23 protein-coding genes, 1 other RNA gene and 1 pseudogene are annotated in these 22,703 nt (G+C 65.8%); 11 read left to right on the forward strand and 14 right to left on the reverse strand.

Translation table 11 applies throughout. The features are described 5' to 3' along the window. Nucleotides 1-34 precede the first annotated feature (34 nt). From hrpB to XH89_RS42035, 4 genes are all read left to right on the forward strand, one after another. Complete coding sequence (gene hrpB, locus XH89_RS03920) at nucleotides 35-2,509, forward strand: ATP-dependent helicase HrpB (RefSeq protein ID WP_194465819.1); 2,475 nt, start codon at nucleotides 35-37, stop codon at nucleotides 2,507-2,509. Nucleotides 2,510-2,628: 119 nt separating this feature from the next. Beyond that, nucleotides 2,629-3,141 (forward strand): TIGR02281 family clan AA aspartic protease, encoded by a 513-nt coding sequence (locus XH89_RS03925; RefSeq protein WP_194465820.1) that lies wholly within the window; start codon nucleotides 2,629-2,631, stop codon nucleotides 3,139-3,141. A 186-nt stretch (nucleotides 3,142-3,327) separates the two neighbouring features. Next, nucleotides 3,328-4,827 (forward strand): phosphomannomutase/phosphoglucomutase, encoded by a 1,500-nt coding sequence (locus XH89_RS03930; protein WP_194465821.1) that lies wholly within the window; start codon nucleotides 3,328-3,330, stop codon nucleotides 4,825-4,827. 164 nt (nucleotides 4,828-4,991) lie between these two features. After that, nucleotides 4,992-5,147 (forward strand): hypothetical protein, encoded by a 156-nt coding sequence (locus XH89_RS42035; RefSeq protein WP_371825245.1) that lies wholly within the window; start codon nucleotides 4,992-4,994, stop codon nucleotides 5,145-5,147. Here XH89_RS42035 and XH89_RS42040 read toward each other — a convergent pair. The 3 genes and pseudogenes from XH89_RS42040 to XH89_RS03945 form a co-directional block, all read right to left on the reverse strand. Beyond that, nucleotides 5,076-5,612: pseudogene (locus tag XH89_RS42040) on the reverse strand (sterol desaturase family protein); the annotation flags it as partial. The gene XH89_RS42035 and the pseudogene XH89_RS42040 overlap by 72 nt on opposite strands. A 75-nt stretch (nucleotides 5,613-5,687) precedes the next feature. Then, a complete protein-coding gene (locus XH89_RS03940) occupies nucleotides 5,688-5,999 on the reverse strand; it encodes a cysteine rich repeat-containing protein (protein ID WP_194465823.1) in 312 nt (103 codons plus the stop codon). 77 nt (nucleotides 6,000-6,076) lie between these two features. Next, entirely contained in the window at nucleotides 6,077-6,298 is a 222-nt protein-coding gene (locus tag XH89_RS03945) for a hypothetical protein (RefSeq protein ID WP_194465824.1), read from the reverse strand. Nucleotides 6,299-6,480: 182 nt separating this feature from the next. Here XH89_RS03945 and XH89_RS03950 point away from each other — a divergent pair, with 182 nt between their 5' ends. Together XH89_RS03950 and XH89_RS03955 are read left to right on the forward strand one after the other, a co-directional pair. Continuing rightward, complete coding sequence (locus XH89_RS03950; protein WP_194465825.1) at nucleotides 6,481-7,203, forward strand: response regulator; 723 nt, start codon at nucleotides 6,481-6,483, stop codon at nucleotides 7,201-7,203. Further along, nucleotides 7,203-8,552, forward strand: coding sequence for a cell wall metabolism sensor histidine kinase WalK (locus XH89_RS03955; protein ID WP_194465826.1), 1,350 nt, complete (start codon nucleotides 7,203-7,205; stop codon nucleotides 8,550-8,552). The genes XH89_RS03950 and XH89_RS03955 overlap by 1 nt, the downstream gene beginning before the upstream one ends. A gap of 4 nt (nucleotides 8,553-8,556) precedes the next feature. Here the strand turns inward: XH89_RS03955 and XH89_RS03960 are convergent, their stop codons facing one another. From XH89_RS03960 to XH89_RS04000, 9 genes are all read right to left on the reverse strand, one after another. Then, entirely contained in the window at nucleotides 8,557-9,066 is a 510-nt protein-coding gene (locus tag XH89_RS03960) for an Lrp/AsnC family transcriptional regulator (RefSeq protein WP_194465827.1), read from the reverse strand. Nucleotides 9,067-9,163: 97 nt separating this feature from the next. Beyond that, nucleotides 9,164-10,087 carry a sugar kinase gene (locus XH89_RS03965; RefSeq protein ID WP_194465828.1) on the reverse strand — a complete coding sequence of 308 codons (924 nt, stop codon included), beginning with the start codon at nucleotides 10,085-10,087 and terminating at the stop codon, nucleotides 9,164-9,166. A gap of 8 nt (nucleotides 10,088-10,095) precedes the next feature. Further along, nucleotides 10,096-11,034: an NAD(+) diphosphatase gene (gene nudC, locus XH89_RS03970; protein ID WP_194465829.1), complete on the reverse strand. Its 939-nt coding sequence runs from the start codon at nucleotides 11,032-11,034 to the stop codon at nucleotides 10,096-10,098. Between the two features lie 11 nt (nucleotides 11,035-11,045). Further along, on the reverse strand, nucleotides 11,046-11,465 hold the full coding sequence (locus XH89_RS03975; RefSeq protein WP_194465830.1) for an HIT domain-containing protein: 420 nt from the start codon (nucleotides 11,463-11,465) through the stop codon (nucleotides 11,046-11,048). Between the two features lie 288 nt (nucleotides 11,466-11,753). Then, nucleotides 11,754-12,881: a muconate cycloisomerase family protein gene (locus XH89_RS03980; RefSeq protein WP_194465831.1), complete on the reverse strand. Its 1,128-nt coding sequence runs from the start codon at nucleotides 12,879-12,881 to the stop codon at nucleotides 11,754-11,756. Further along, nucleotides 12,878-13,663, reverse strand: coding sequence for an SDR family NAD(P)-dependent oxidoreductase (locus XH89_RS03985; RefSeq protein WP_194465832.1), 786 nt, complete (start codon nucleotides 13,661-13,663; stop codon nucleotides 12,878-12,880). The genes XH89_RS03980 and XH89_RS03985 overlap by 4 nt, the downstream gene beginning before the upstream one ends. Further along, on the reverse strand, nucleotides 13,663-14,457 hold the full coding sequence (locus XH89_RS03990; protein WP_194465833.1) for an amino acid ABC transporter ATP-binding protein: 795 nt from the start codon (nucleotides 14,455-14,457) through the stop codon (nucleotides 13,663-13,665). The genes XH89_RS03985 and XH89_RS03990 overlap by 1 nt, the downstream gene beginning before the upstream one ends. Further along, a complete protein-coding gene (locus tag XH89_RS03995; RefSeq protein ID WP_194465834.1) occupies nucleotides 14,454-15,116 on the reverse strand; it encodes an amino acid ABC transporter permease in 663 nt (220 codons plus the stop codon). Before XH89_RS03995 ends, XH89_RS03990 begins: the two co-directional genes overlap by 4 nt. Nucleotides 15,117-15,263: 147 nt before the next feature. Beyond that, the gene (locus tag XH89_RS04000; RefSeq protein ID WP_194465835.1) at nucleotides 15,264-16,118 is read right to left on the reverse strand and encodes a transporter substrate-binding domain-containing protein; all 855 of its coding nucleotides are present in this window, start codon (nucleotides 16,116-16,118) and stop codon (nucleotides 15,264-15,266) included. Nucleotides 16,119-16,300: 182 nt separating this feature from the next. On the opposite strand from XH89_RS04000, the gene ffs reads away from it, so the two are divergent. From ffs to XH89_RS04025, 5 genes are all read left to right on the forward strand, one after another. Beyond that, nucleotides 16,301-16,397, forward strand: an RNA gene (gene ffs / locus XH89_RS04005) — signal recognition particle sRNA small type. A gap of 94 nt (nucleotides 16,398-16,491) precedes the next feature. Continuing rightward, nucleotides 16,492-18,333, forward strand: coding sequence for a DNA polymerase III subunit gamma/tau (locus XH89_RS04010; RefSeq protein ID WP_194465836.1), 1,842 nt, complete (start codon nucleotides 16,492-16,494; stop codon nucleotides 18,331-18,333). A gap of 26 nt (nucleotides 18,334-18,359) precedes the next feature. Beyond that, nucleotides 18,360-18,680 (forward strand): YbaB/EbfC family nucleoid-associated protein, encoded by a 321-nt coding sequence (locus XH89_RS04015; protein ID WP_194465837.1) that lies wholly within the window; start codon nucleotides 18,360-18,362, stop codon nucleotides 18,678-18,680. A 1-nt stretch (nucleotide 18,681) separates the two neighbouring features. Beyond that, nucleotides 18,682-19,284 (forward strand): recombination mediator RecR, encoded by a 603-nt coding sequence (gene recR, locus XH89_RS04020; RefSeq protein ID WP_018643446.1) that lies wholly within the window; start codon nucleotides 18,682-18,684, stop codon nucleotides 19,282-19,284. Between the two features lie 88 nt (nucleotides 19,285-19,372). Then, complete coding sequence (locus XH89_RS04025) at nucleotides 19,373-19,807, forward strand: hypothetical protein (protein WP_194465838.1); 435 nt, start codon at nucleotides 19,373-19,375, stop codon at nucleotides 19,805-19,807. A gap of 132 nt (nucleotides 19,808-19,939) precedes the next feature. Here the strand turns inward: XH89_RS04025 and XH89_RS04030 are convergent, their stop codons facing one another. Further along, nucleotides 19,940-21,304 carry an MFS transporter gene (locus XH89_RS04030; protein WP_194465839.1) on the reverse strand — a complete coding sequence of 455 codons (1,365 nt, stop codon included), beginning with the start codon at nucleotides 21,302-21,304 and terminating at the stop codon, nucleotides 19,940-19,942. Nucleotides 21,305-21,445: 141 nt separating this feature from the next. Then, nucleotides 21,446-22,645, reverse strand: a complete 1,200-nt coding sequence (locus XH89_RS04035) for a DNA recombination protein RmuC (protein WP_194465840.1) — start codon at nucleotides 22,643-22,645, stop codon at nucleotides 21,446-21,448. Nucleotides 22,646-22,703 lie beyond the last annotated feature (58 nt).

The following is a 22,703-nucleotide window of genomic DNA, read 5'->3' on the forward strand; positions in this document are numbered from 1 at the left end:
GGGACAAGCCCGGGCATGACGAACGGATAGATTTTTGCCCCGCACTTTCGACACGCCCCTCCCGATCGATGCCGTGCTCGACGATTTGTCGCGCACGCTGGATCAGCACAACGCAGCCGTGCTGGTCGCCCCTCCGGGCGCCGGCAAGACCACGCGCGTGCCACTGGCGCTGCTCGATGCGCCCTGGGCTCAAGGCAAAAAGATCATCGTGCTGGAGCCGCGCCGCATCGCGGCGCGCGCCAGCGCGGACCGCATGGCCAAATCGCTGGACGAGCGGGCAGGAGAGACCGTCGGCTACCGCGTCCGCTTCGGCTCGAAGATCTCGCGGGCCACACGCATCGAGGTCGTGACCGAAGGTATTTTCACCCGCCAGATCCTCGATGATCCCGAGCTGTCAGGCACTGCCGCCATCCTGTTCGACGAATTCCACGAGCGCTCGCTCGATGCTGACCTGGGGCTGGCGCTGGCGCGCGACGCGCAGCTCGGTCTGCGTGAGGATCTGCGCATCCTGGTGATGTCGGCGACGCTCGATGGCGCCCGTGTCGCAAAGCTGCTGGGGGCGGCGCCCGTCGTCGAGAGCGAGGGCCGCGCCTTTCCGGTCGAAACCCGCTATCTCGGCCGCAAGGCGGATGCGCCGATCGAGCGGCAGATGGCGGATGCGATCGCATCCGCGCTCCGCGCCGACAGCGGCTCGGTGCTGGCCTTTCTGCCGGGCGCGGCCGAAATCCGCCGTACCCAGACTTTCCTGGCCGAGCGCGTTCAGGATGCCAGTATCGAGATCGTACCGCTGTTCGGCGCGCTCGACGCCGCCGTGCAGGATCGCGCCATTTCTCCCGCGCCCAAGGGCATGCGCAAGGTCGTGCTCGCGACCTCGATCGCGGAGACCTCGCTGACGATCGAGGGTGTGCGCATCGTAGTCGATTCCGGTCTCGCCCGCGTACCGCGCTACGAGCCGGACATCGGCCTGACGCGGCTCGAGACCGTGCGCGCTGCGCGTGCCGCAGTCGATCAGCGCCGCGGCCGTGCCGGCCGCACCGAGCCCGGCGTGTGCTATCGGCTCTGGGACGAGCCGCAGACGGCGTCGCTCGCGCCCTACACCCAACCTGAGATCCTGAGCGCCGACCTGTCCTCGCTGGTGCTCGATCTCGCGCAATGGGGCGTCGCCGACCCCTCAGCGCTGTCGTTTCTTGATCCCCCGCCCGCGCCGGCATGGAAGGAAGCCAAAAGCCTGCTCTCCGAGCTCAACGCCCTCGATCGCGACGGCCGTATCACAGCGGAGGGCAAGAGCCTGCGCGCGCTGGCGCTGCCGCCGCGGCTGGCGCGCATGATCGTGGATTCGCATCGCGTCGGCTGCGGCGAAGACGCGGCCGAGATCGCGGCCATCCTGACCGAGCGCGGACTTGGCGGCGACAGCGCCGATCTCGAGCACCGGCGCGACCAGTTTCGCCGCGACCGCTCGCCGCGGGCGGCCAGCGCGCGCGATCTGGCGCGCCGCTGGGCCTCGCAGGTGGCCGCGTCGGAGAAGGCGGGGCCGCAGGAAGATCTCTCGACCGGCCTAATGCTCGCCTATGCGTTCCCGGATCGTGTCGCGCGCAACCGCGGCAATGGTAGTTTCGTGCTTGCCAACGGCCGCGGCGCCGCGGTGGAGCAGACCTCGTCGCTCGCCCGCGCACCCTACATCGCCATCGGCGAAATGACCGGAACGGCTGCGAGCGGTCGCATCCTGCTCGCCGCGCAAATCGCCGAAGACGACATCGAGCGGCACTTCGCCGAGCATATCGAGAGCGTCGACGAAATCTCTTTTGATCGCGGTGCGATGGCATTGCGCGCTCGGCGCAAGCGCGTGCTGCATGCGATCACGCTGTCCGAGACGACGCTTGCCGTGTCGCCCTCGGAGGACACTGCGCGCATCTTCGCCGACGGGTTGATCGCCGCGGGCCTCGATCGGCTGCCCTGGTCGAAGGCCGCAAAACAATGGCGCGACCGCGTGATGTTCTTGCGCAAAGCCGAGGGCGAGAGCTGGCCCGATCTCTCCGACAATGGACTGATCGCGCGGCGCGACGATTGGCTGGTGCCTGTTCTCTACGACAAGATTGCGCTGAAGGACGTCTCCGCCGGCGATCTCTCCGATGCGCTGATGGCGCTGCTGCCATGGGAGATGCGCGCACGACTGGATCGCGAGGCACCGACGCATTTCGAGGCGCCGACGGGAAGCGCGCTCGCGATCGACTACGAGGCCGAACAGGGGCCGACCATCGCCGTCAGGCTCCAGGAATTGTTCGGCCTCAACACCCATCCGTCGATCGCGGCCGGCAAGGTGCCGCTGGTGCTGGAATTGCTGTCGCCGGCGCAGCGCCCGGTCCAGGTGACGCGCGATCTGCCCGGATTCTGGCGCGGCAGCTATGCGGCGGTGCGTTCGGACCTGCGCGGCCGGTATCCGCGCCATCCCTGGCCGGACGATCCGGCCAGCGCCGCACCGACCCGCCGGGCGAAGCCGCGCGGGACGTGAGGCCGCATTAACCGTCCGCTCATCCTTTTCGTCAAAATAACAACGGCTCTGCCGCGGCCTCGCTCGCGGACCGGCTTGCCGCGTGTTGAAATCGGGCTTTCCGGCTCGAAAGTGGTGTGATGCGTAACATTATGATCTTCGCGGCCATCATGATCGGCCTCGGTACATTCATGGCAGAGATGGCGGACAAGATGAGCTCCGCGTCGGCCACGTCGGCTCCGCGTATGACGGTTGCGGTCGCGACCACGGCGCCGGCCGGCGGCCGCAGCCTCAACATCCCCCGCGACAGCCGTGGTCACTTCCAGACCGAAGGCCGCATCGACGGTCAGCGCATCGGCTTCATGGTCGACACCGGCGCATCGGTGGTGGCGCTGAACGAGACCTCGGCCGCGCGCTTCGGCCTGCGCCCCTCGCGCAGCGAATACAACGCCACCGTCACGACCGCGAACGGCACCATCAAGGCCGCGCGCACCCGCATCGCCATGCTCGACGTCGGGGGCCTCGTGGTGCGCGACGTCGATGCCATGGTGCTGCCGGACGCCGCGCTGTCGGAGAACCTGCTCGGCCTGTCCTTCCTGTCCCGTCTGAAGCGGTTCGAATACGCCAACGGCCAGATGGTGCTGGAGCAGTAGGCCGCCGTTCGCGCCCGCCGCGGCCCCTTTATTTCAGATCATTTTTTCGGGCGACCGTCGCGGTCACGTTTCCCTGTTGCCAAACTGCCGCAATTATCGGCCATAGGTCGTCATTCCCGCCTTCCGCTCCGGCCCGGCATTCGCTAAGGCTGCATCAATTCCTGCCTTCTTCACGAGACCGTCTCAATGTTTCCCAAGCCGAAATCCGTCCTGCTGCCCAACACCTACGCTTTCGAATCCGAGCCGATGGTGAAGCCCACGGGTTTTCGCGAATACGACGCGCGCTGGTTGTTCCAGAAGGAAATCAACCTCATGGGCGTGCAGGCGCTCGGCATGGGCCTCGGCGCGCTGATCGCCGAGCTCGGCGTCAAGCAGGAGATCGTCACCGGTCACGACTTCCGCGGCTACTCGGCCTCGATCAAATACGCGCTGATCTCCGGCCTGATGGCTGCGGGCTGCAAGGTGCACGACATCGGCCTTGCGGTGACGCCGATGGCCTATTTCGCGCAGTTCGATCTCGATGTGCCCTGCGTCGCCATGGTCACGGCTTCGCATAACGACAATGGCTGGACCGGCGTGAAGATGGGTGCCAACCGTCCGCTGACCTTCGGTCCCGACGAGATGACGCGGCTGAAGGAGATCGTGCTGGGCGCCGCGTTCAAGAATAAGGCCGGCGGCTCCTACCAGTTCCACGAGAACTATCCGGCGCGCTACATCGCCGATCTCACGGGCCGCCCGAAGCTGACGCGCAAGCTGAAAGTAGTCGCGGCCTGCGGCAACGGCACCGCCGGCGCATTCGCACCGCAGGTGCTGGAGGCGATCGGCTGCGAGGTGATTCCGCTCGACACCGAGCTCGACCACACCTTCCCGAAATACAATCCGAACCCTGAGGACATGGAGATGCTGCACGCGATCCGCGACGCGGTGCTGCATCACAACGCCGATGTCGGCCTTGGCTTCGATGGCGACGGCGACCGTTGCGGCGTCGTCGACAACACCGGCGAGGAGATCTTTGCCGACAAGGTCGGCGTGATGCTGGCGCGCGACATGTCGGCGATCCAGAAGGACGCCCAGTTCATCGTCGACGTGAAGTCGACGGGCCTGTTCATCACCGATCCGGTCCTGCAGAAGCAGGGCGCCAAGACCGCCTATTGGAAGACCGGCCATTCCTACATGAAGCGCCGCACCAACGAAACCGGCGCGCTCGCCGGCTTCGAGAAATCAGGCCATTTCTTCTTCAACAAGCCCTACGGCCGCGGCTATGACGACGGCCTGGTCTCGGCGCTCGCGATCTGCGACATGCTCGACCGTGCGCCCGGCAAGTCGATGGCCGACCTCAAGAACGCGCTGCCGAAGACCTGGTCGTCGCCGACCATGTCGCCGCATTGCGCCGACGAGGTCAAATACGGCGTCATCGACAAGGTGGTGAAGCACTTCGAAGGCTTGCAGGCCAAGGGCGCCAAGATCGGGGGGCAGGCGATCCGCGATCTCGTCACCGTCAATGGCGTGCGCGTCACGGTCGAGGACGGCAGCTGGGGCCTGGTGCGCGCCTCCTCGAATAAGCCCGAGCTCGTGGTCGTGGTCGAGAGCCCGGTATCCGAGCAGCGCATGCACGACATGTTCGAGATGGTGAACAGCGTGCTGCGCACGCATCCCGAAGTCGGCGAATACAATCAGAAGATCTGAGCGCTTGCGAGCGCTCAGCCACCCGGTGGGCCGAACAGCGCGCGCAGTTTCGCGCTCGTGCCGCGGGCCTTCCAGACATCGGCAAGCATCGCGATCCACTCGCCAAGTGCAATCCGGATCGGGTTGAACGACGGCACGCCGCCGACGAGACCGAAGCGGAGTGGCTGGTCTTTGGGTCGCTCGGCAAAGCTGCCGAACAGACGGTCGAACACGATCAGGATGCCGCCATAGTTCTTGTCGAGGCAGGGCTCGTTGCAGGCATGATGCACGCGATGGTGCCTCGGCGTGTTGAGCACCCATTCGAGCGCGCCGAGATTTAGTGCAAAGCCGCTGTGGATGAAGAACTGGTAGAACAGGTTGATCCCCAGCATCGCCACGATCGCGAGCGGATGAAAGCCGATCAGCGCCAGCGGCAAGAAGAACAGGAAATTCCCCGAGATGTTGCCGGTCCAGCCGAGCCGGATCGCCGCCGTCAAATTCAGCCGCGTCGTCGAGTGATGCACCGCATGCGTCGCCCACATCCAGCGGATTCGATGCGAGGCACGATGTTGCCAATAGTAGAGAAATTCGCTGCCGAGGAATAAGCCTGCGAGTGCGGGCAGGCTGGTTGGTGCGAAGTCGAACAAGCGATGCTCGTACGAAAATGCGAATGGCACGGCAAGAAAGCCCGCCCCCAGCGCGCGGAGCAGCTTCTGCCCGAGCGCGACGCCGAATGACGCGACGCTTTCGCGCCAGTCATGGGTGTCGCGATGGGCGAGCCGGCCGATGCCGTATTCGAGCAGCATCAAGCCGATCGCCGTGGCCAGGATCGCGCGCCGGAGCGTCGGATCGAGGAGTGATGCATATCCCACGGCTTCCTCCTATTTCGGCGCGGCGCCGGCGCTGACGGCGCTGTTCCTGAGCGCCTGCGCGCGAGGCAGAGCCTGTGCGCAGGTCGAGGTGAGCTGACCGGCGTGAGATTGCAGACAGGCAAGGATGCGCCCGCCGCCCGGCGCGACCTTGTTGCAAAGGCTGTCATAGTCGGCGCGGCAGGCCTGCATGACCGCTCGCGCTTCGCTGCGCATCTGCGGGGACGTCTGGATCTGTGCGCGTGCGGGCGGAGCGGCGGCAACGCCGAGGGCGATGATGGTTGCTGCCTGCGGCAGCGCAATCAGGCGGACGATCGATGACACAGTGCTGATCCTTCTCTGGTCTGACGCGATGAACCGCCGCCGCGCGGGGCTGTCGCGGCGGCGGCTTTGCCCGCTGCTCAGCGCGAGATCGTGCCGGTGCGGGTGTAGGTGTTGCCGGCCGGGCCGGTGCGGGTGATGCTGCGCGTGCAGCTGCCGTTGCCGCAGCTTCCGGTCGCATTGATGCTGGAGGTGCCGCGCGGGCCGTTCACCGTCGCCGACCGTGTCCAAGCACGGGCGTCTGCGGCGGCGGCTACCGACAAGGCGCCGATGACGAGGGAGGTGAAGAAGAGCTTGTTCATGGTCGTCGTCTCCGTGTGGGGCTGCCGTGAGCGGGAGCCGTGGTGGAGAGACTGGGACTGCGGCGTCTACGCCGCTTTGCCGGGTGGAAACGACTGTTATGGCTTTGTCGGCGCCGTGTAACACTATGTAACAACGCCTGTGCTGCCCTTGCGCAGTGCGTGCCATCGGCCACAATGCGGCCATGAGCGCGCAAGCAGCCACGATTCTCATGGTGGAGGACGATCTCGAGATCAGCCGCCTCGTCGCCGATTTCATGCGGCGCGAGGGCTTCGAGGTCGCCTGCGTCGCGGACGGCAAGGCGATGGATGCGATGCTCCAGCGCCTGCGGCCCGATCTCGTGATCCTCGATCTGATGCTGCCGGGCGAGGATGGGCTGTCGATCTGTCGCCGCTTGCGCGCCGACGACTCCCTGCCGATCCTGATGCTTACCGCCAAGAGCGATGAGATCGATCGCGTGGTCGGCCTCGAGATGGGGGCTGACGATTATCTCGCAAAACCGTTCGGGCCCCGCGAACTGCTGGCCCGCGTTCGCGCCATCCTGCGCCGTGCCAACGGCACGCCGGCAAAGCCGCTGGTCCGGCGCTTCGCCTTCGATCGCTTTGTCATCGACCTCGATGCGCGCAGCGTCGAGACGATCGAGGCCGAGACACCGGAGCTGCAATTGACCAGTGCCGAGTTCGACCTGCTCGGCTGCTTCGTGCAGCGGCCGCGCCGCGTGCTGACGCGCGACCAGATCCTCGATTGGACGCGTGGTCGCTCGGCCGAGCCGTTCGACCGCACGGTGGACATGCTGATCTCGCGGCTGCGCCGCAAGCTCGACGGTGCCAGCCCGGGCTCCAATCTGATCACGACGGTGCGCAATGGCGGTTATCTGTTCACCGCGACCGTCAAGCAGGTGTCGTGATGCTGCGCGTGACGCTCGCCGCCCGGCTGGCGCTGATCGGACTGGCCGGATTTGCAGTGGGGATCACCGTCGTCCTGGCGGTCTTCTACCGCACCACGGTGCACGAGAACGAGCTGACGCGGCCCTCGCCTGCGCGGCTCGAGGCCCTGGCAACGCTGCTCGAGCGCACGAGAGGTGACTCGCGGCAGGCTGTGCTCGACGCGGTGTCGTCGCCGCAATTCATGGCTCGGATCGTGCCCGGAGCCGCGCCGGCCAGCGGCGAGACGCCGCCGCAGCAGGCGCAGTTGCGCGAGATCTATGCGGCCGGCCTTGCCGGCCGCCCCGTGGAGATCGTGCCGCCGCCGGATCATCGCGCCAGCCGGCTGTTTCCTCGTATCGCGCGCCTGATGGCCAACGCTGCCGAATTCCGCATCGGTCTGCGCGGCGGCGAACTGTTGGTCATCGACGCCTATACCCGTCTGCCGGTGACCCCGTTCGGCCTGCCCGTCGGCTTCGGTGCCGGCTTGTTCGGTTCGATCGTGGCGCTGCTGGCGCTGCTCGTCATGCAGCGCGAGACGCGGCCATTGGCACAGCTCGCCGCCGCGGTCGATCGCGTCGACCTGTCGGCCGATCCGCCGAAACTGCCGGACGCCCGCCGCAGCGCGCCGGAAATCCGCGCCGTTATCGCCGCCTTCAACCGCCTGCAGGAGCGGCTTGCCGAGATGCTGCGCGCACGCATGACGCTGGTCGGCGGCATCGCCCATGACGTCAGGACCTTTGCGACCCGGCTGCGGCTGCGGGTCGAGCACATCCCCGACGATGCCGAACGGCAGCGGGCGGTGGCCGATATCGACGACATGATCCGGCTGCTCGACGACGCGCTGCTGTCGGCACGGGCGGGCGCCGGCGGCCTGTCGCAGGAAATGGTCGAACTGACCGTGCTGATTGCCGTCGAGGTGCACGACCGCCACGCTCAGGGCAAGCCGGTCGATCTGATCACGGATGAGCGTGCGCGCAACGTGGTCGTGCTCGGCGACCGGCTGGCGCTACGGCGGATCCTCGCCAACATCATCGACAACGCACTCGCCTATGGCCACGCCGCGCATGTGCGCGCATCGCTGAAGGATGGCGCGGTGATCGTGGCGATCGACGATGATGGGCCGGGCATTCCCGCCGACCAGCGGCAGGCCGTGCTGGAGCCATTCCATCGCCTGGAGCAATCGCGCAATCGCGCCACCGGCGGCGCCGGTCTCGGCCTTGCCGTGGTGCGCAGCCTGGTCGAGGCCCATGGTGGAACGATCGACATCGCCGCCGCTCCCGGCGGAGGCACGCGGGTCAATGTCGTGCTGCCGGTGTTTCGGCCGGCGTGAAGCGTCAGGCCGCGACCACGGCCGGGATCGGCAGCGCGGTGACCGACTTGATCTTCTCCATCGCGAAGCGCGAGGTGACGTTCTTCAGCGGCACGGCGGCAATCAGCTTCTTGTAGAACACGTCGTAGGCCTGCATGTCGGCGACGACGACACGCAGCATGTAATCGACATCGCCGGCCATGCGGTAGAATTCCATCACCTCGGGCATGGCGCTGACCGCCTCGGCGAATTTCTTCAGCCAGGCGTCGGAGTGGTCGGAACTCTCCACCGAGACGAATACGGAGATGCCGAGCCCGATCTTGTTCTGATCGACCAGCGCCACCCGCTTCAGGATCACGCCGTCAGCCTCCAGGCGCTGGATGCGCTTCCAGCAAGGGGTCGAGGACAGCCCGACGCGGTCGCCGATTTCGGCGACGGAGAGGGAGGCGTCCTCCTGCAGTACCATCAGGATCTTGCGGTCGATGGCGTCGAGGCGGCGGCTGGTCTCGGGGATCTGGACTGCGGCGTCGGTCATTTAAAGAACTTTGTTCCATTTCATGGGCTGATTTCCCTGATATAGAGAAAATCATTCTATAGCAAGACCATAATCTCAGCGTCCCCTCGGAATGGCTCTAACGCCTGTTCTGCAAAAACGCTTCAACTTCAATACGTTGCGGCGCGGCCAAGCCGCCGCCATGGCGGGTGCATTTCAAAGCCGCGGCCGCGGCGGCGAATCGCAGCGCCTCGCGTAGGCCTCCGCCTTCGGCGAGCCGAAGCGTGAAGGCGCCATGGAAGACGTCGCCGGCGCCCAGCGTATCCGCAGCCTCGACCGGAAAGGCCGGCGTCTCCTCCAGCCGGCCCGCCTCGTTCAACCATATCGTGCCCTCAGGGCCGCGCGTGGCGGCGAGGAAAGCCGGCGTGAGTTTGGCGAGCCGCCTCAAGGCCTCGCCGTCCTCAGTGATGCCAGCGGTCTCCTGCACCTGCTCGCTGGCAAACAGCAGATGCGAGGCTGAAGTGAGCAGGTCGTCGGTCAGCGCCATCGCGCGATCGACGCCGACGATGACAGGAATGCCGCGCCGGCGCGCCTCGGTGCAAAGATCGATGCAAAAGGCGCCGCAGCGGCTCTCGACGAGGACAGCCTGGCAATCGGCGAGCAGCTCATCTGCATCTGATAGCTTCACGCTCCACAGCGCAGGATCGCGATAAATGGTCAGCGTTCGTTCGCCCGTGGCGTCGATGATGATCGCTGAGACGGGGGTGGCCGCGCCCGGTATGCGCACGATGTGCGACGTCTCGATGCCCTCGGCAGCCATCCGTTCGAGGATGAAGCCGCTCGATGTCTCCAGTACATCGCCCAACGGCCCCGCAAATGCGACGCGGCCGCCGAGTCGTGCCATCGCGATCGCGGCATTGAGCGCGTTGCCGCCGCAGATCTCGGCGAGATGCGTGGCGTTGGCCTTGCTGCCGCGCTCCGGCACGGTCTCCACCCGGAAGGTGAGGTCGCGCACGGGGATGCCGATGCACAGGATGCGCGGCGCGATCGCAGGGTGCGCCATCGGCCGCCTCAGCTCTTGTCGTGCACCCAGCGGCCAAGCAGGTGATGGGCGATCGCAAACGGATGAGGTCCGGCTAACCCGTCCGGATGGGTCCGTTTCAGCATCAACGCCGCCTCATCGCGCGTGAACCAGCGTGCGTCCTCCAGCTCGGAATGGTCGACCACGATGTCCTCGTTCAGCGCCCGCGCGCTGCAGCCGATCATCAGCGACGACGGATAGGGCCAGGGCTGCGTCATGTAGTACCGCACGTCAGTGCAGCGAATGCCCGATTCCTCCAGGATTTCGCGGCGTACCGCGTCCTCGATGGTCTCGGCGGCCTCGACGAAGCCGGCCAGGCACGAAAACATGCCCGGCGGAAATTGCTTCTGTCGGCCGAGCAGGCATTTTTCGCCCGATGCCACCAGCATGATCACGACGGGATCGGTGCGCGGAAAGTGCTCGGCCTTGCAGGCCGGGCAGTCGCGCTTCCAGCCGCCTTCCTTCATCGCGCTGCGGGTGCCGCAATTGGCACAATAGCCGTGGCGCTGGTGCCAGCCGACCATCGACTTCGCCATCGCGATTGCCGAGAGCTCCTCGGGCGGAATCGCGCCCTGCATTGCCATGCCGCGCAGTTCGGTGACGGTGTAGTCCTCGCGTCCAACAAGCTTTTCGGCCGCAGCCTGTGCGAGACCCATGCCGAAGATCGCCGCGCCGTCGCGCAGGCCCAGAAAGATGGTTCCGGGATTGGCGCCGCATTTCAGCGCTTCGTCGATCGAGAGCAGGGCGCGCACCTTGTCGCCGTCGCGCTTCACCAGCAGGGAATCGCGGTAGACCACATAGGCGCGCGACGACGATTTCTGCTCCATCGCGAACAGTTTTTCGTCGTCACGGCGCAGATGCGCGGCGCGGTCGAGGATGTTGGTGACGAAGGCCGGTTGTCCCAGTGGAAACGAGTCGAATGCTGACATTTCTTGTTCTTTCAACCCAACCAGATCTTTCGGCGAAGCGCGCTGATGAAATTCTGAACCTCGGCTGCGTCATGCGCCAAGGGCGGCATGACGCCCCAGACCGGCCGCGGCCAGGCGGCGTCACTGGTACGGCGTGCGATGATGTGAACGTGAAGCTGCGGCACGAGATTGCCGAGCGCTGCGACATTGAGCTTGTCGCATTTGGTGATCTCCTTCAGCGCGCGTGAGACGCGGGAGATCTCGGTCATCAATTGCGCCTGCTGCACCTCGTCGAGATCGATGATCTCGACCGCATCAGGGCGCCGCGGCACCAGCAGCAGCCAAGGATAATGCGCATCCTTGATGACCAGCACCTTCGACAGGGGCAGATCGCCGATATCGATGGTGTCCTCTTTCAGGCGGGAGTGCAGCGACCAGGCGGGTTCGGGCATGGAGGTTTCCGGATGGCCCGGCGGGGCGGGCGTGATTGGCGCCGACCATACGATAGGGAGTCCCTGAGGGGAAGGATGGCGCCCCCGCTGTCATCGCATACGCGGTCGTCGTCCCGGACAAGCGCGCCCCAAGCGCGCGCCGATCCGGGACCCATAGCCACAGGGAGTAGTTATGGCGTGAGCTGCCAACTCCGAATCTTCGCCAAACTCAATCCTGTGGCTATGGGTCCCGGGTCTGCGCTGTCGCTTGCCCGGGACGACAGCTGAGTTTGTCGCACCGGCCGGTGACTACGCCTCCGCCAGCACCCGCGCATTGGCGCGGATCGAGGCTTCGCTGACGCGGATTCCGAGGCCCGGACCATCGGGCACGACAACGTGACCCGCACGATTCGCCACGCGCTCTTCCAGCACGTCCTCGGTCAGCACGTGGTGCGGCATGTAGAATTCACAGCCGAGCGAGATGCCGGGCGTCGCCGCGATCAGCTGCGTTCCCGCGGCTAGCCCAATGCCGCCCTCCCACAGCGTGCCGCCATAGCCGGGCAGGCCGGCGATGTCGGCGATCGCCATGATCGCCTGCGCCTCGAACAGGCCGCCGGCCTTCATCAGCTTGATCGAAACCGCGTCCGCCGCCTCGCGACGCACCACCTCCATCATGTCGCGGCGGTCGAAGCAGCTTTCGTCGGCAAGCACAGGCGTTTCCAGCGCCGCGGTGAGCTGCGCCATCACGTCGAGGAACTTGCGGGGCACCGGCTGCTCGATGAAGGTCGGCGCAAATTCTTCGACATCGCGCAGGATCTTGATCGCGCCGAACGGCGCCAGCGCCTGGTTGTAGTCGACGCGCAGATCGACCTTGTCGCTGAACTCCTTCCGGATCGCTTCGAGATGATCGAGATCCTCGCGATGCGGCTTCACGCCGGTCTTGACCTTGTAGATGGCGTTGCCTTCCGGAACCATCTTTCGCATGCGCTCGAGATCGGCGGCGAAATCGGGATCGGCAATCGAGAAGGAAAGGGGGATGGTGTCGCGCACGCGGCCACCGAGCAGGTCGGCGACCGAGAGCCCTGATGCTTTGCCGACGATGTCGAGCAGCGCCATCTCGATCGCGACTTTTGCTTCGGCGTGCCCGACCAGCGCGCGCTCGAGCTCCGCCATCAGCGCGCGGATACGGCGCACGGATTTGCCGAGCAGGATCGGCCTTAAGTAAATATCGAGCGCGGCGAACGCGGCCTCAGGCGTGCCCGTGAACACCTCCCACGGCGCCGCCTCGCCCCAGCCGACGATGCCGTCACTCGAGGTGAGTTCGAGCAGCACGCGCTTCACCGTGCCCTTGACGTTGCCGACGCCCTGCAGGCGCGCCATCTTGATCGGGCTCTCGATCAGGAACAGCCTGATGCGTGCGATGGTTGCTTCGCTCATGTCAGGCCTCCATTGACGTGCCAGACCTGGCCGGTGACGTAGGATGCTTTGGGAGATGCCAGGAAGGCAATGATCTCGGCAACTTCCTCCGGCCGTCCGCGGCGGCGCATCGGGATCAGCGCTTCGGTTGCGGCGATTTGCTCGGGAGACAGCCGGCTCTCGCTCGGCTTGTCCTTGACGATGAGGCCCGGTGCCACCGCGTTGACGGTGATGCCGTCCGTCGCGAGCTCGACTGCGGTGAGCCGCACCAGCGTTTCGAGCGCGGAGCGGCTTGCGGCCGTGGCTGCGAACGGTGCGAATTCGGGCCGGATTGCGTGCGCCACGAAAGAAGACACCGCGACGATCCGCGCATCCTGTCCGGCCCGCAGCAGCGGCAGCGCGGCCGCGACCATCCGCGTGAACGCGAGCGCCGATTCGTCCATCGCCTGCCGGAACTGATCCGCCGGCGTGCCGATCGCGCTGCCGCGGCGGGCGTGGCCGCCGACGAGAACCAGTCCATCGAGTCGACCGAAGGCCGATTGCACGGCGGCGATCGCGTCGGCGACGGCCGCTTCCTCAGCGAGGTCGCCGCGGCATTGCCCGACATAGGCGCCGCGTTCCTCCGCTTCCTCCATTGCCTCATCGAGGCCCACCCAGTTCGACCGCGTGTGCAGCAGGAGACCTACGCCAGGTGCCGCTAGTCGTCTCGCTGTGGCGCGACCGATGCCGCTGGCGGCGCCCGTCACGAGATAGACGCGATCGATAGGAGTTTGTCCTGCTTCGGGAAGAAGTACCTGGCTCATCACGATGCCGGTGTGGCCGGCGGCAGCGCGCCGGTGCGGTGGAAATGGCTGAGGAAGGCGCGCGTCGCGGCTTCCCCGGGATTGTCGATCACCTGCCGCGCCGGACCTTCCTCGACGACGACGCCGTCGCGCATGAAGATCAGGCGGTCGGCGACCTCGCGGGCAAAGGCGATCTCATGGGTGACGATCACCATGGTCATGCCTTCGGACGCCAGGCGTTGCATGACGTTGAGCACTTCACCGACGAGCTCGGGATCGAGCGCAGAGGTCGCCTCGTCGAACAGCATCACGTCAGGCTCCATCGCGAGCGCACGCGCGATCGCGACGCGCTGCTTCTGGCCGCCGGAGAGCGTTGCCGGATATTGATCGGCCTTTTCGGCGAGCCCGACCTTGGCGAGCTGCGCGCGCGCGAGCTTTTCGGCGTCCGCCTTGGTCATGCGCCGCACGGTGACCGGCCCCTCCATGACGTTCTGCAGCGTCGTCATGTGCGGGAACAGATTGAAGTGCTGGAACACCATTCCGGTGGTGGCGCGGAACTTTGCGAGTGTCTTCACATCAGGCAGTTTTGAGCCCTCGTCGAACGCAAAGCGCGTGTCGCCGACGCGCACGCTACCACCGTCGGGTACGACCAGGAGGTTGATGCAGCGAAGCAGCGTCGACTTGCCCGAGCCCGACGGGCCGATCAGTGCCACGACGCCGCCCTTGGCGACGTCGAGATTGATGTTCTTGAGGACCTCGTTGCTGCCAAAGCTCTTGCGCAGGCTGCGGATCTCGATTTTTGACGTCTCGCTCATTCGCTCACCGCCAGTCGCTTCTCGCCGCGCCGGACGAGGATGGTGAGCGGAATCAGGATCGCCGCATAGGCGACCGCAACCGCGGTGTAGGTCTCCAGCGGCCGGTAGCTGTCATGCGCCGCGACCTGGCTTTGATAGACGAGATCAGGCACCGCCAGCACCGAGACCAGCGAGGTGTTCTTGAACTGGATGATCGACTGGTTCATCAGCGCCGGGATCATGCGCTTGATCGCCTGCGGCAGCACGATGCGCCGCATGCTCTGGCCTGGTGTCATGCCGAGCGCGGCGCCGGCTTCGGACTGACCCTTGTCGATCGAGATGATGCCGCCGCGGATGATCTCCGAATAGAACGAGCCGCCATAGAGCGAGAGCGCCAGCGCGGACGCCGTGATCGGCGTCATCTCGACGCCGGCGAGGATCGGCAGCGCATAATAGAACCAGATCAGCTGCACCAGGATCGGCGTGCAGCGGAATGCCTCGATGAAGGTGAGGGCGAGGAGCCGCACCGGCTTGAAGCGCGACAGGCTGCCGAACGCCCCGAACAGGCCGAACACGAGGCCGAGCGCCACGATCACGACGGTGAAGCCGACGGTGACGCCGAGCCCGTTGAGAAAGAGCCAGCGATAGCTCCAGAGGATGCCGAAGTCCCACTGATACATGCGTGTTCTACTCGTACCCCACGTCGAAACTTGTCATCATGCCCGGGCTTGTCCCCTGCATCCACGTTCTTGGAGCCGCGGGTCAGGCGTGGATGGCCGGGGCAAGCCCGGCCATGACGTTGCGGATGCTGAGGTGCTCACCACACCTTACAACGAAACGCCCGGCGGAATGTCCGCCTCCGTCACGCCCACCAGCTCCATGTTGGTGATGATGGCGTTGCGGATGAAGCCGAGGCCCTTGTTGAAGTCGATCCAGGTGTTGACGTAGTCGCGAAAGGTCTTGTCGGTCTCGCGGCGGAAGCCGGCATTCGAGGTCGTCGCGAAAATCGGCGTCGGCAGCACGAACTGGCCGAGCGAGGGGTTCTTCTTCAGCACGGTCAGCGACAGCATGGTGATCAGGCACTGCGCGTCGACGCGGCCGGTCTGGAGCGCGGCGGTGGCATCATCAGCGGTCTTCAGCCGGGTGATCTGCGCCTTCGGCGTCAGGCGGCTGACGACCTGGTCGTGCGAGGAGCCCTGGTCGACCGCAATCTTGATGTCGGGCGAGTTCAGCTCGGCCCAGCTCTTCGGCTTGAAGTCCTTCTTGCAGAGGATGCCGAAGGCGTTGTTGAAGACCGGCACCGAGAAGTCGATCACCAGCGCGCGCTTCGGGGTCGGATTCAGGCCGAAGAAGATGTCGATCTTGTTGGATTGCAGGTCGAGCACCGAATTGCCCCAGGTGGTTTCGGTGATCTCCAGCTCGGCCTCCATGTCGTCGGCGAGGCCTTTCGCAATGTCGATGTAAAAGCCCTTCCATTGGCCGCTGGCGAGATCCTTCATGTAATAGGGCGCGCCGCCGCCGACCGCGCCGATCCGCATCTTCTTGGTGCGGCGGATGCGGGCAAAGGTCGATTCGTTGGGATCGGCAGCCTGGGCCACGGCCGGGGAGGCCAGCGCGCCCGCGGCGGCTGCGCTGATGGCGCCAAGCCCGACAATCGATGCAACATCACGACGTGTAACCATTGGGATCAATCGCTTTTCTGGTTGGAAGGGTTCCGGCAGCGTTCTTATCAAGGCAGCCCGGACGACGAAAGCACAGCCTATCGGCTGGGCAGGCCCGGAATTGCCCGGATGCTGGGCAAGATCAAGCTCTTCAAGCCGATACCCGCTTGCTTTCCGCTCCCTTTGGCCCCAAATAGGGACCGGGAGATTGGCGGTGGACGAGCCACTCGCCAACCGGGTCAGGTCCGGAAGGAAGCAGCCCTAACGAGGTCCGGATCGGGTCGCTCGTCAGTCTCCTACCTGTTTTTTCGAGCGAATTGCGCCGGCGGGCTTCCCGCCAGCGCGCTCCTGTCCGCAAAAGCCAGCCGAGAGACATTCCATTGCGGATTGACCGATGACCGACGCTGGCGCCCCTCAAAATCCTGACAGCGCCGGCCCGGCCGGCAACGCGCCCTACCGGGTGCTGGCGCGCAAATACCGCCCCTCGAGCTTCGACGATCTGATCGGCCAGGAGGCCGTGGTCCGCACCGTCTCCAATGCGTTCGAGACCGGGCGTATTCCGCAGGCCTGGATCCTCACCGGCGTCCGTGGTGTCGGCAAGACCACCACTGCGCGCATCCTCGCCCGGGCGCTCAACTACGAGATGCCGGACGGCTCGGTGAAAGGCCCGACCATCCACATGCCGACCTTGGGCGTGCATTGCCAGGCGATCATGGAAAGCCGGCACATGGACGTGCTGGAGATGGACGCGGCCTCGCATACCGGCGTCGACGACGTCCGCCAGATCAACGACAGCGTGCGCTATGCGCCGGCCAGCGCTCGCTACAAGGTCTACATCATCGACGAAGTCCACATGCTGTCGACGGCGGCGTTCAACGCCTTCCTGAAGACGCTGGAGGAGCCGCCGGAGCACGCCAAGTTCGTGTTCGCGACGACCGAGATCCGCAAGGTTCCGGTCACGGTGTTGTCGCGCTGCCAGCGATTTGACCTGCGCCGCGTCGAGGCCGACGTCCTGATGAAGCACCTCGCCAATATCGCGGCCAAGGAGAGCGTCGAGATCGAGCCCGAGGCGCTCGGCATTATCGCCCGCGCCGCGGAAGGCTCGGTGCGCGATTCGCTGTCGCTGCTGGACCAGGCGATCGCGCATGCGGCGGGCCAGGTGAAGGCGGATGCGGTCAGGCAGATGCTCGGCCTTGCTGACCGGACCCGCGTCATTGATCTGTTCGATTCGCTGGCGCGCGGTGACATTGCAGCGGCCTTCAAGGAGTTCCGCGACCAGTACGATGTCGGAGCCGATCCCATCGTCGTGCTCTCGGACCTTGCGGAGTTCGTCAATTTCGTCACCCGCGTGAAGATCGTACCGGCGACCGCCGACAATGTCGCCTATGGCGAGACCGAGCGCGTCCGCGCGAAGGAGTTCGCCTCGAAGATCTCGATGCGCGTGCTGTCGCGGATGTGGCAGATGCTGCTCAAGGGCATCACCGAGGTGCAGGCGGCGACGCGGCCCGCGGCAGCTGCCGAGATGGTGCTGGTGCGCATCGCCTATGTCGCCGATTTGCCGACGCCGGACGAAGCCATCCGGATGCTGGAGCAGAACGGCGGCGGCTCGCCGGTCGTGAGTAGCGGAAGTAGCGCCCGCAGCAGCGCGCCGGCTGCGCCGACGGCGTCCGCGGTGCCGGTCGCGTCAGCCGCGCCCGTTCGCATGCCGACCTCATCGCCCTCAGCGTTTGGCGGCGGTGCCCGGCCGCAGATGGCGGCGCCCGCGCCGGATCCGCAAGGGGCTGCGCCCCAGCTGCGCGTCACCAGCTTCACCCAGCTCGTTGCGCTCGCCGGGCAGAAGCGCGACCTCATGACCAAGAGCGCGCTCGAAGGCGACATGCGGCTCGTCCGTTTCGAGGAGGGCCGGCTCGAAATCGCGCTCGAGCCGAACGCCGCCAAGACCATGATCACCGAGCTCGCGAAAAAATTCGAGCTGTGGACCGGCCGGCGCTGGACCGTGATCGTTTCCAACGAGCAGGGCCAGCCGACGCTGCGCTCGATGAATCAGGCCGCCAAGCAGGAACATGCGCGCACGGCGGAAGCTGATCCGCGCGTGCAGGAGGTGCTGGCGCGCTTCCCCGGTGCGAAGGTCGTCGAGGTCCGCAAGCTTGCCCCCGAGACGCCGGAATCCGATATTAACGCCGACTATGGCTCTGATGATCCGATCGACGGTTCCGAAGCCGACGACGATCTCTGAGCCACTCTTTCCAAGGACGAACACCCATGGCTGATTTTCTCGGCATGATGAAGCAGGCAGCGCAGCTGCAATCCAAGATGCAGGAGATGCAGGAGCAGCTCGGCAATGTGGAGGTCGAGGGCATCTCCGGCGGCGGTCTCGTCGCCGTGCGCATGACCGCGAAGATGGACGTCAAGGGCGTCAAGATCGATCCCTCGCTGATGAAGGCCGAAGAGCGCGAGGTGCTGGAAGACCTGCTCGTCACCGCGCTCAGTGATGCCCGCCGCAAGGCGGAGGCCGCAATGCAGGAGAAGATGCAGTCGCTGACCGGCGGACTCGGCCTGCCGCCGGGGCTGTTCGGCCAGTAAGATGGGCGCGGTTGCAGGTCCCGAAATCGAGCGGCTGGTCCAGCTTCTCGCACGGCTGCCGGGTTTGGGCCCGCGCTCCGCGCGGCGCGCGGCGCTGCATCTGATCAAGAAGCGCGAAGCGCTGATGATGCCGCTGTCGTCGGCCTTGCAGGTCGCGCTGGACAAGGTCCAGGTCTGCAAGACCTGCGGCAATATCGACACGCAAAATCCCTGCACCGTCTGCACCGATCCGAAGCGCGACCCCGCGATCATCGTCGTCGTCGCCGACGTCGCCGATCTCTGGGCGCTGGAGCGGGCCAACGCGACGCAAGGCCGCTATCACGTGCTCGGCGCGACATTGTCGCCGCTCGACGGCGTCGGTCCGCAGGACCTCACCATCGACGCACTGGTCGCCCGTGCCCATGCACCCGAGGTGCACGAGATCATCCTGGCGCTGAATGCCACAGTCGACGGCCAGACCACGGCGCATTACATCACCGACCTGCTTCAGGACGCCAACGTCAAGGTCACCCGGCTCGCGCACGGTGTGCCTGTCGGCGGTGAGCTTGATTATCTCGACGAGGGCACGCTATCGGCCGCGATGCGGCAGCGGACCCTGTTCTAGAGCGTTTTCGAGCGAAGTGGATACCGGTTCGCGTGAAGAAAACGCGTCAAAACAAGAACTTCCATCCAGACTTCACGGAACGGACGACATGACGAAACTTTTCGCCACACGCTTCGCTTTGGTCGCGACGATGCTGCTGCTGGTGACGCCGGCCATCGCCGCGCAGCAGGACGACGAGGCGCCGCCGCCCGCGAAGCCCGGCAAGCCGATCAGCGCCGGCGAGGTGCTCTCGGGCGAGCTGAACGCCATGAAGATCCGCGACGTCAAGAACGCCGGCAAGCGTGTTGCGATGTACCAGATCACCTCCGAGCCGCGCCGCCTGCCGGCGCCGAACGGGCTGTGCGATCTCGAGACCGGACCCGAGACCTTCCAGCTCGTCACCTCCAGCGACGCGCAGGCCTCGCAGCTGAAATCGTTCGTCGGCAAGGAGATCTCGGTGAAGGTGGACGAGATCGCCTGCGCCAGCGATCCCGGCCAGATGAGCGAGGCCGTGGTAACGAAGTGGAGCTTGGTGAAGAAGTAAGGGGCGGCAGGCGAGGTGCCGTAGGGAAAGCGAAGCGTGCCCACGCACTGTTGACGACCGGGAGAAATGGTGGGCACGGCGCGTCGCGCCTTTGCCCACCCTACGGCATTGCGGCTGCGGCGCGTGCTCGCCCTAAACTCGCACCGGCCCCAGCGCCTCGAAATGTCCGCGCTTCTGCAGCCAGGTCAGCAGCACCAGGCTCGGGATCGCCACCAGCACGCAGATCACGAAGAACAGCGGCCAGCCGGTCGCGTGTGCGACATAGCCTGCGCCGGCCGAAAGATAGGTCCGCCCCACCGCGGCGAGCGCGGTCAGCAGCGCGTATTGCGTCGCGGTGTGCAGCGGGTTCTGGCACAGCGCGGAGAGATAGGCGACGAAGATCACAGTGCCGATGGCGCTGGTAAAATTCTCGGCGCAGATCGCGAGCGCCAGCGCCCATTGATTGGTGCCGACCACAGCGAGCCAGGAGAAGGTGAGATTCGCCAGCGCCTGCGCCATGCCGCCGATCCAGAGCGATGCCGCCAGCGAATAACGCCGCGCGACAAAGCCGCCGGCAAAGCCGCCGATCAGCGTCGCAGCGAGGCCAACGCCCTTCACGATCGCCGCATAGTCATTACGGGTGAAGCCGAGGTCGATCACGAACGGTGCCGTCATCGTGCCGGAGAACGCGTCGGTGAACTTGAACAGCACGACGAAGGCAAGCGCGGCAATCGCGTCCTTGCGCGACAGGAATTCCGAGAAGGCGCCGATCGTCGCCTGCAGCACGCGCGTGAACGCGGTCTCGTCGTGCGTCGCTGCTTCCGCCCGTACGGACTGCTCGGGCTCGGTCGCGACCAGTGCCGTAATGGTCCCGATCAGGACCATCGCCGCCATCACCACATAGCCCCACATCCAGGCCGACGGGCGGGCAATGCCGCTGCTCTCGAAGCCGGAGACGATGAACAGCGCGCCCGCGGTCGAAACCAGCATGCCGATGCGATAGGCCGCGACATAGGAGGCCATGCCAGCCGCCTGCTCGCTTTCCGGCAGGCTCTCGACGCGGAAGGCGTCGACCACGATGTCCTGCGTCGACGACGTCATGGCGACGAGGAGAGCGGCAAGAGCCACGAAGAAGATCGAGCGTCCCGGATCGGTAACCGCGAGCAGCAGGATGGCAACGATCAGCAGCAGTTGCGAGAACAACAGCCAGCCACGGCGGCGGCCGAAGGCACGGGTGAACGCCGGCACGTGCAGTGCGTCGACGAGCGGCGCCCAGAGGAATTTCAGCGTGTAGGGCGTACCGACCAGCGCGAACTTTCCAATGGTCTCGAGATCAACGCCGGCCTCCCGCAGCCACACCAGCAGCGTCGAGCCCGACAGCGCCAGAGGCAGCCCGGAGGAGAAGCCGAGGAACAGCACGATCAGCACCCGCGGCTGCAGGTAGACAGCGAGACTGTCACGCCAGGAGGTCGAAGGGGCCTCGGGGGCGCCGGAAGAAGTCGCGTCGGGTGCGGTCATGGGGAGGTGTTAGCAGATTCTGGCCGTGATGCCTCGGCCACAAATACCGTCATGCCCGGGCTTGTCCCGGGCATCCACGTTCCTCGTGCCGTTGAAAAGACCGTGGATGGCCGGGACAAGCCCGGCCATGACGGCTGAGAACTACTCCCCCGCCTGGAGCTTCCGCGGAAACAGCTCGCCCGCACCCGTCGCCACCAGCCGCGGGCCCTCGGGCGCATCGGTCTTGCTGAAATCGAGCTCCTCGATCCGGCCCGCCCGCTTCTCGATCTTGTCGGCGGAGATCAGGATCTGGCGGACGTCCTCGTTGGCGTCGGCGAAGTGCTTCTGCAATTTCAGCACGCGGTCGCGCAGACGGCCGAGATCGTCGCCAAGCTTGATCACTTCGGTCTGGATCTGGTCGGCGGCATCGCGCATGCGCGCGTCCTTCATGATCTGCTGCATCACCTGGATCGCCAGCATCAGAAGCGAGGGTGATACCAGCACGACGCGGGCCCGATAGGCCTTCTGGATCACGTCGTCGAAACCGTCATGGATCTCGGCGTAGACCGATTCCGATGGCACGAACATCAGCGCCATCTCCTGGGTCTCGCCGGTGACGAGGTATTTTTCCGCGATGTCGCTGACATGCTTCATCACGTCGCCGCGTAGCCGCTGCGTGGCGAGGCGCTTCTCTTCGTCGGTGCGGGCATCGTGCAGCGCGGTCATCGCCTCCAGCGGGAATTTCGCGTCGATGCAGAGCGGGCGCTGGTCGGGCAGGAACACCACGCAATCGGGCCGCTTGCCGGTCGAAAGCGTGAACTGGAATTCGTAGGACCCCTTCGGCAGGCCGTCCTGGACGATCGCCTCCATCCGCGCTTGTCCAAACGCGCCGCGCGACTGCTTGTTGGCGAGCACGTCGCGCAAGGTCGTCACCTGCGTGGTGAGGTCAGTCAGGTTCTTGTGCGCGCTGTCGATGATGCCGAGCCGCTCGTGCAGCGCGCGCAGGCTCTCCATGGTGTTGCGGGTCGAATGTTCCATGGACTGGCCGACCCGGTGGGTCACCGAATCCAGCCGCTCGTTCACCGCCCGCGCCATCTCGGCCTGGCGCCCGGCGAGCGTCTGGGTCATGGCGTCGACCCGGCCGGAGGCCTCGCTCTGCGCGTGCAGCACCTGGGCGAGGCGCTCTTCCAGCTCGTCGGCCCGGATCGCGCTCGCCATCGCGAGTTCCGCGCCCCGCCGCCCGGACCTGGCGATCACCACGGCAATCACCACCAGCAGGATGAGTACGAGGGCGCCGAAGCCGATCAGCACATCGATTCCGCGCACCGGCCAGTCGCCCAGCATGAAAATGATCTCGTTCATGGCTGCCCTTCTAGCCGATTCGCAGCCCAGAGCGAACGAAGAGAGAACGGTGGGGCTA

Origin of the sequence: Bradyrhizobium sp. CCBAU 53340, assembly GCF_015291645.1 — a bacterium.
In the GTDB taxonomy this organism is placed as follows: Bacteria; Pseudomonadota; Alphaproteobacteria; order Rhizobiales; family Xanthobacteraceae; genus Bradyrhizobium.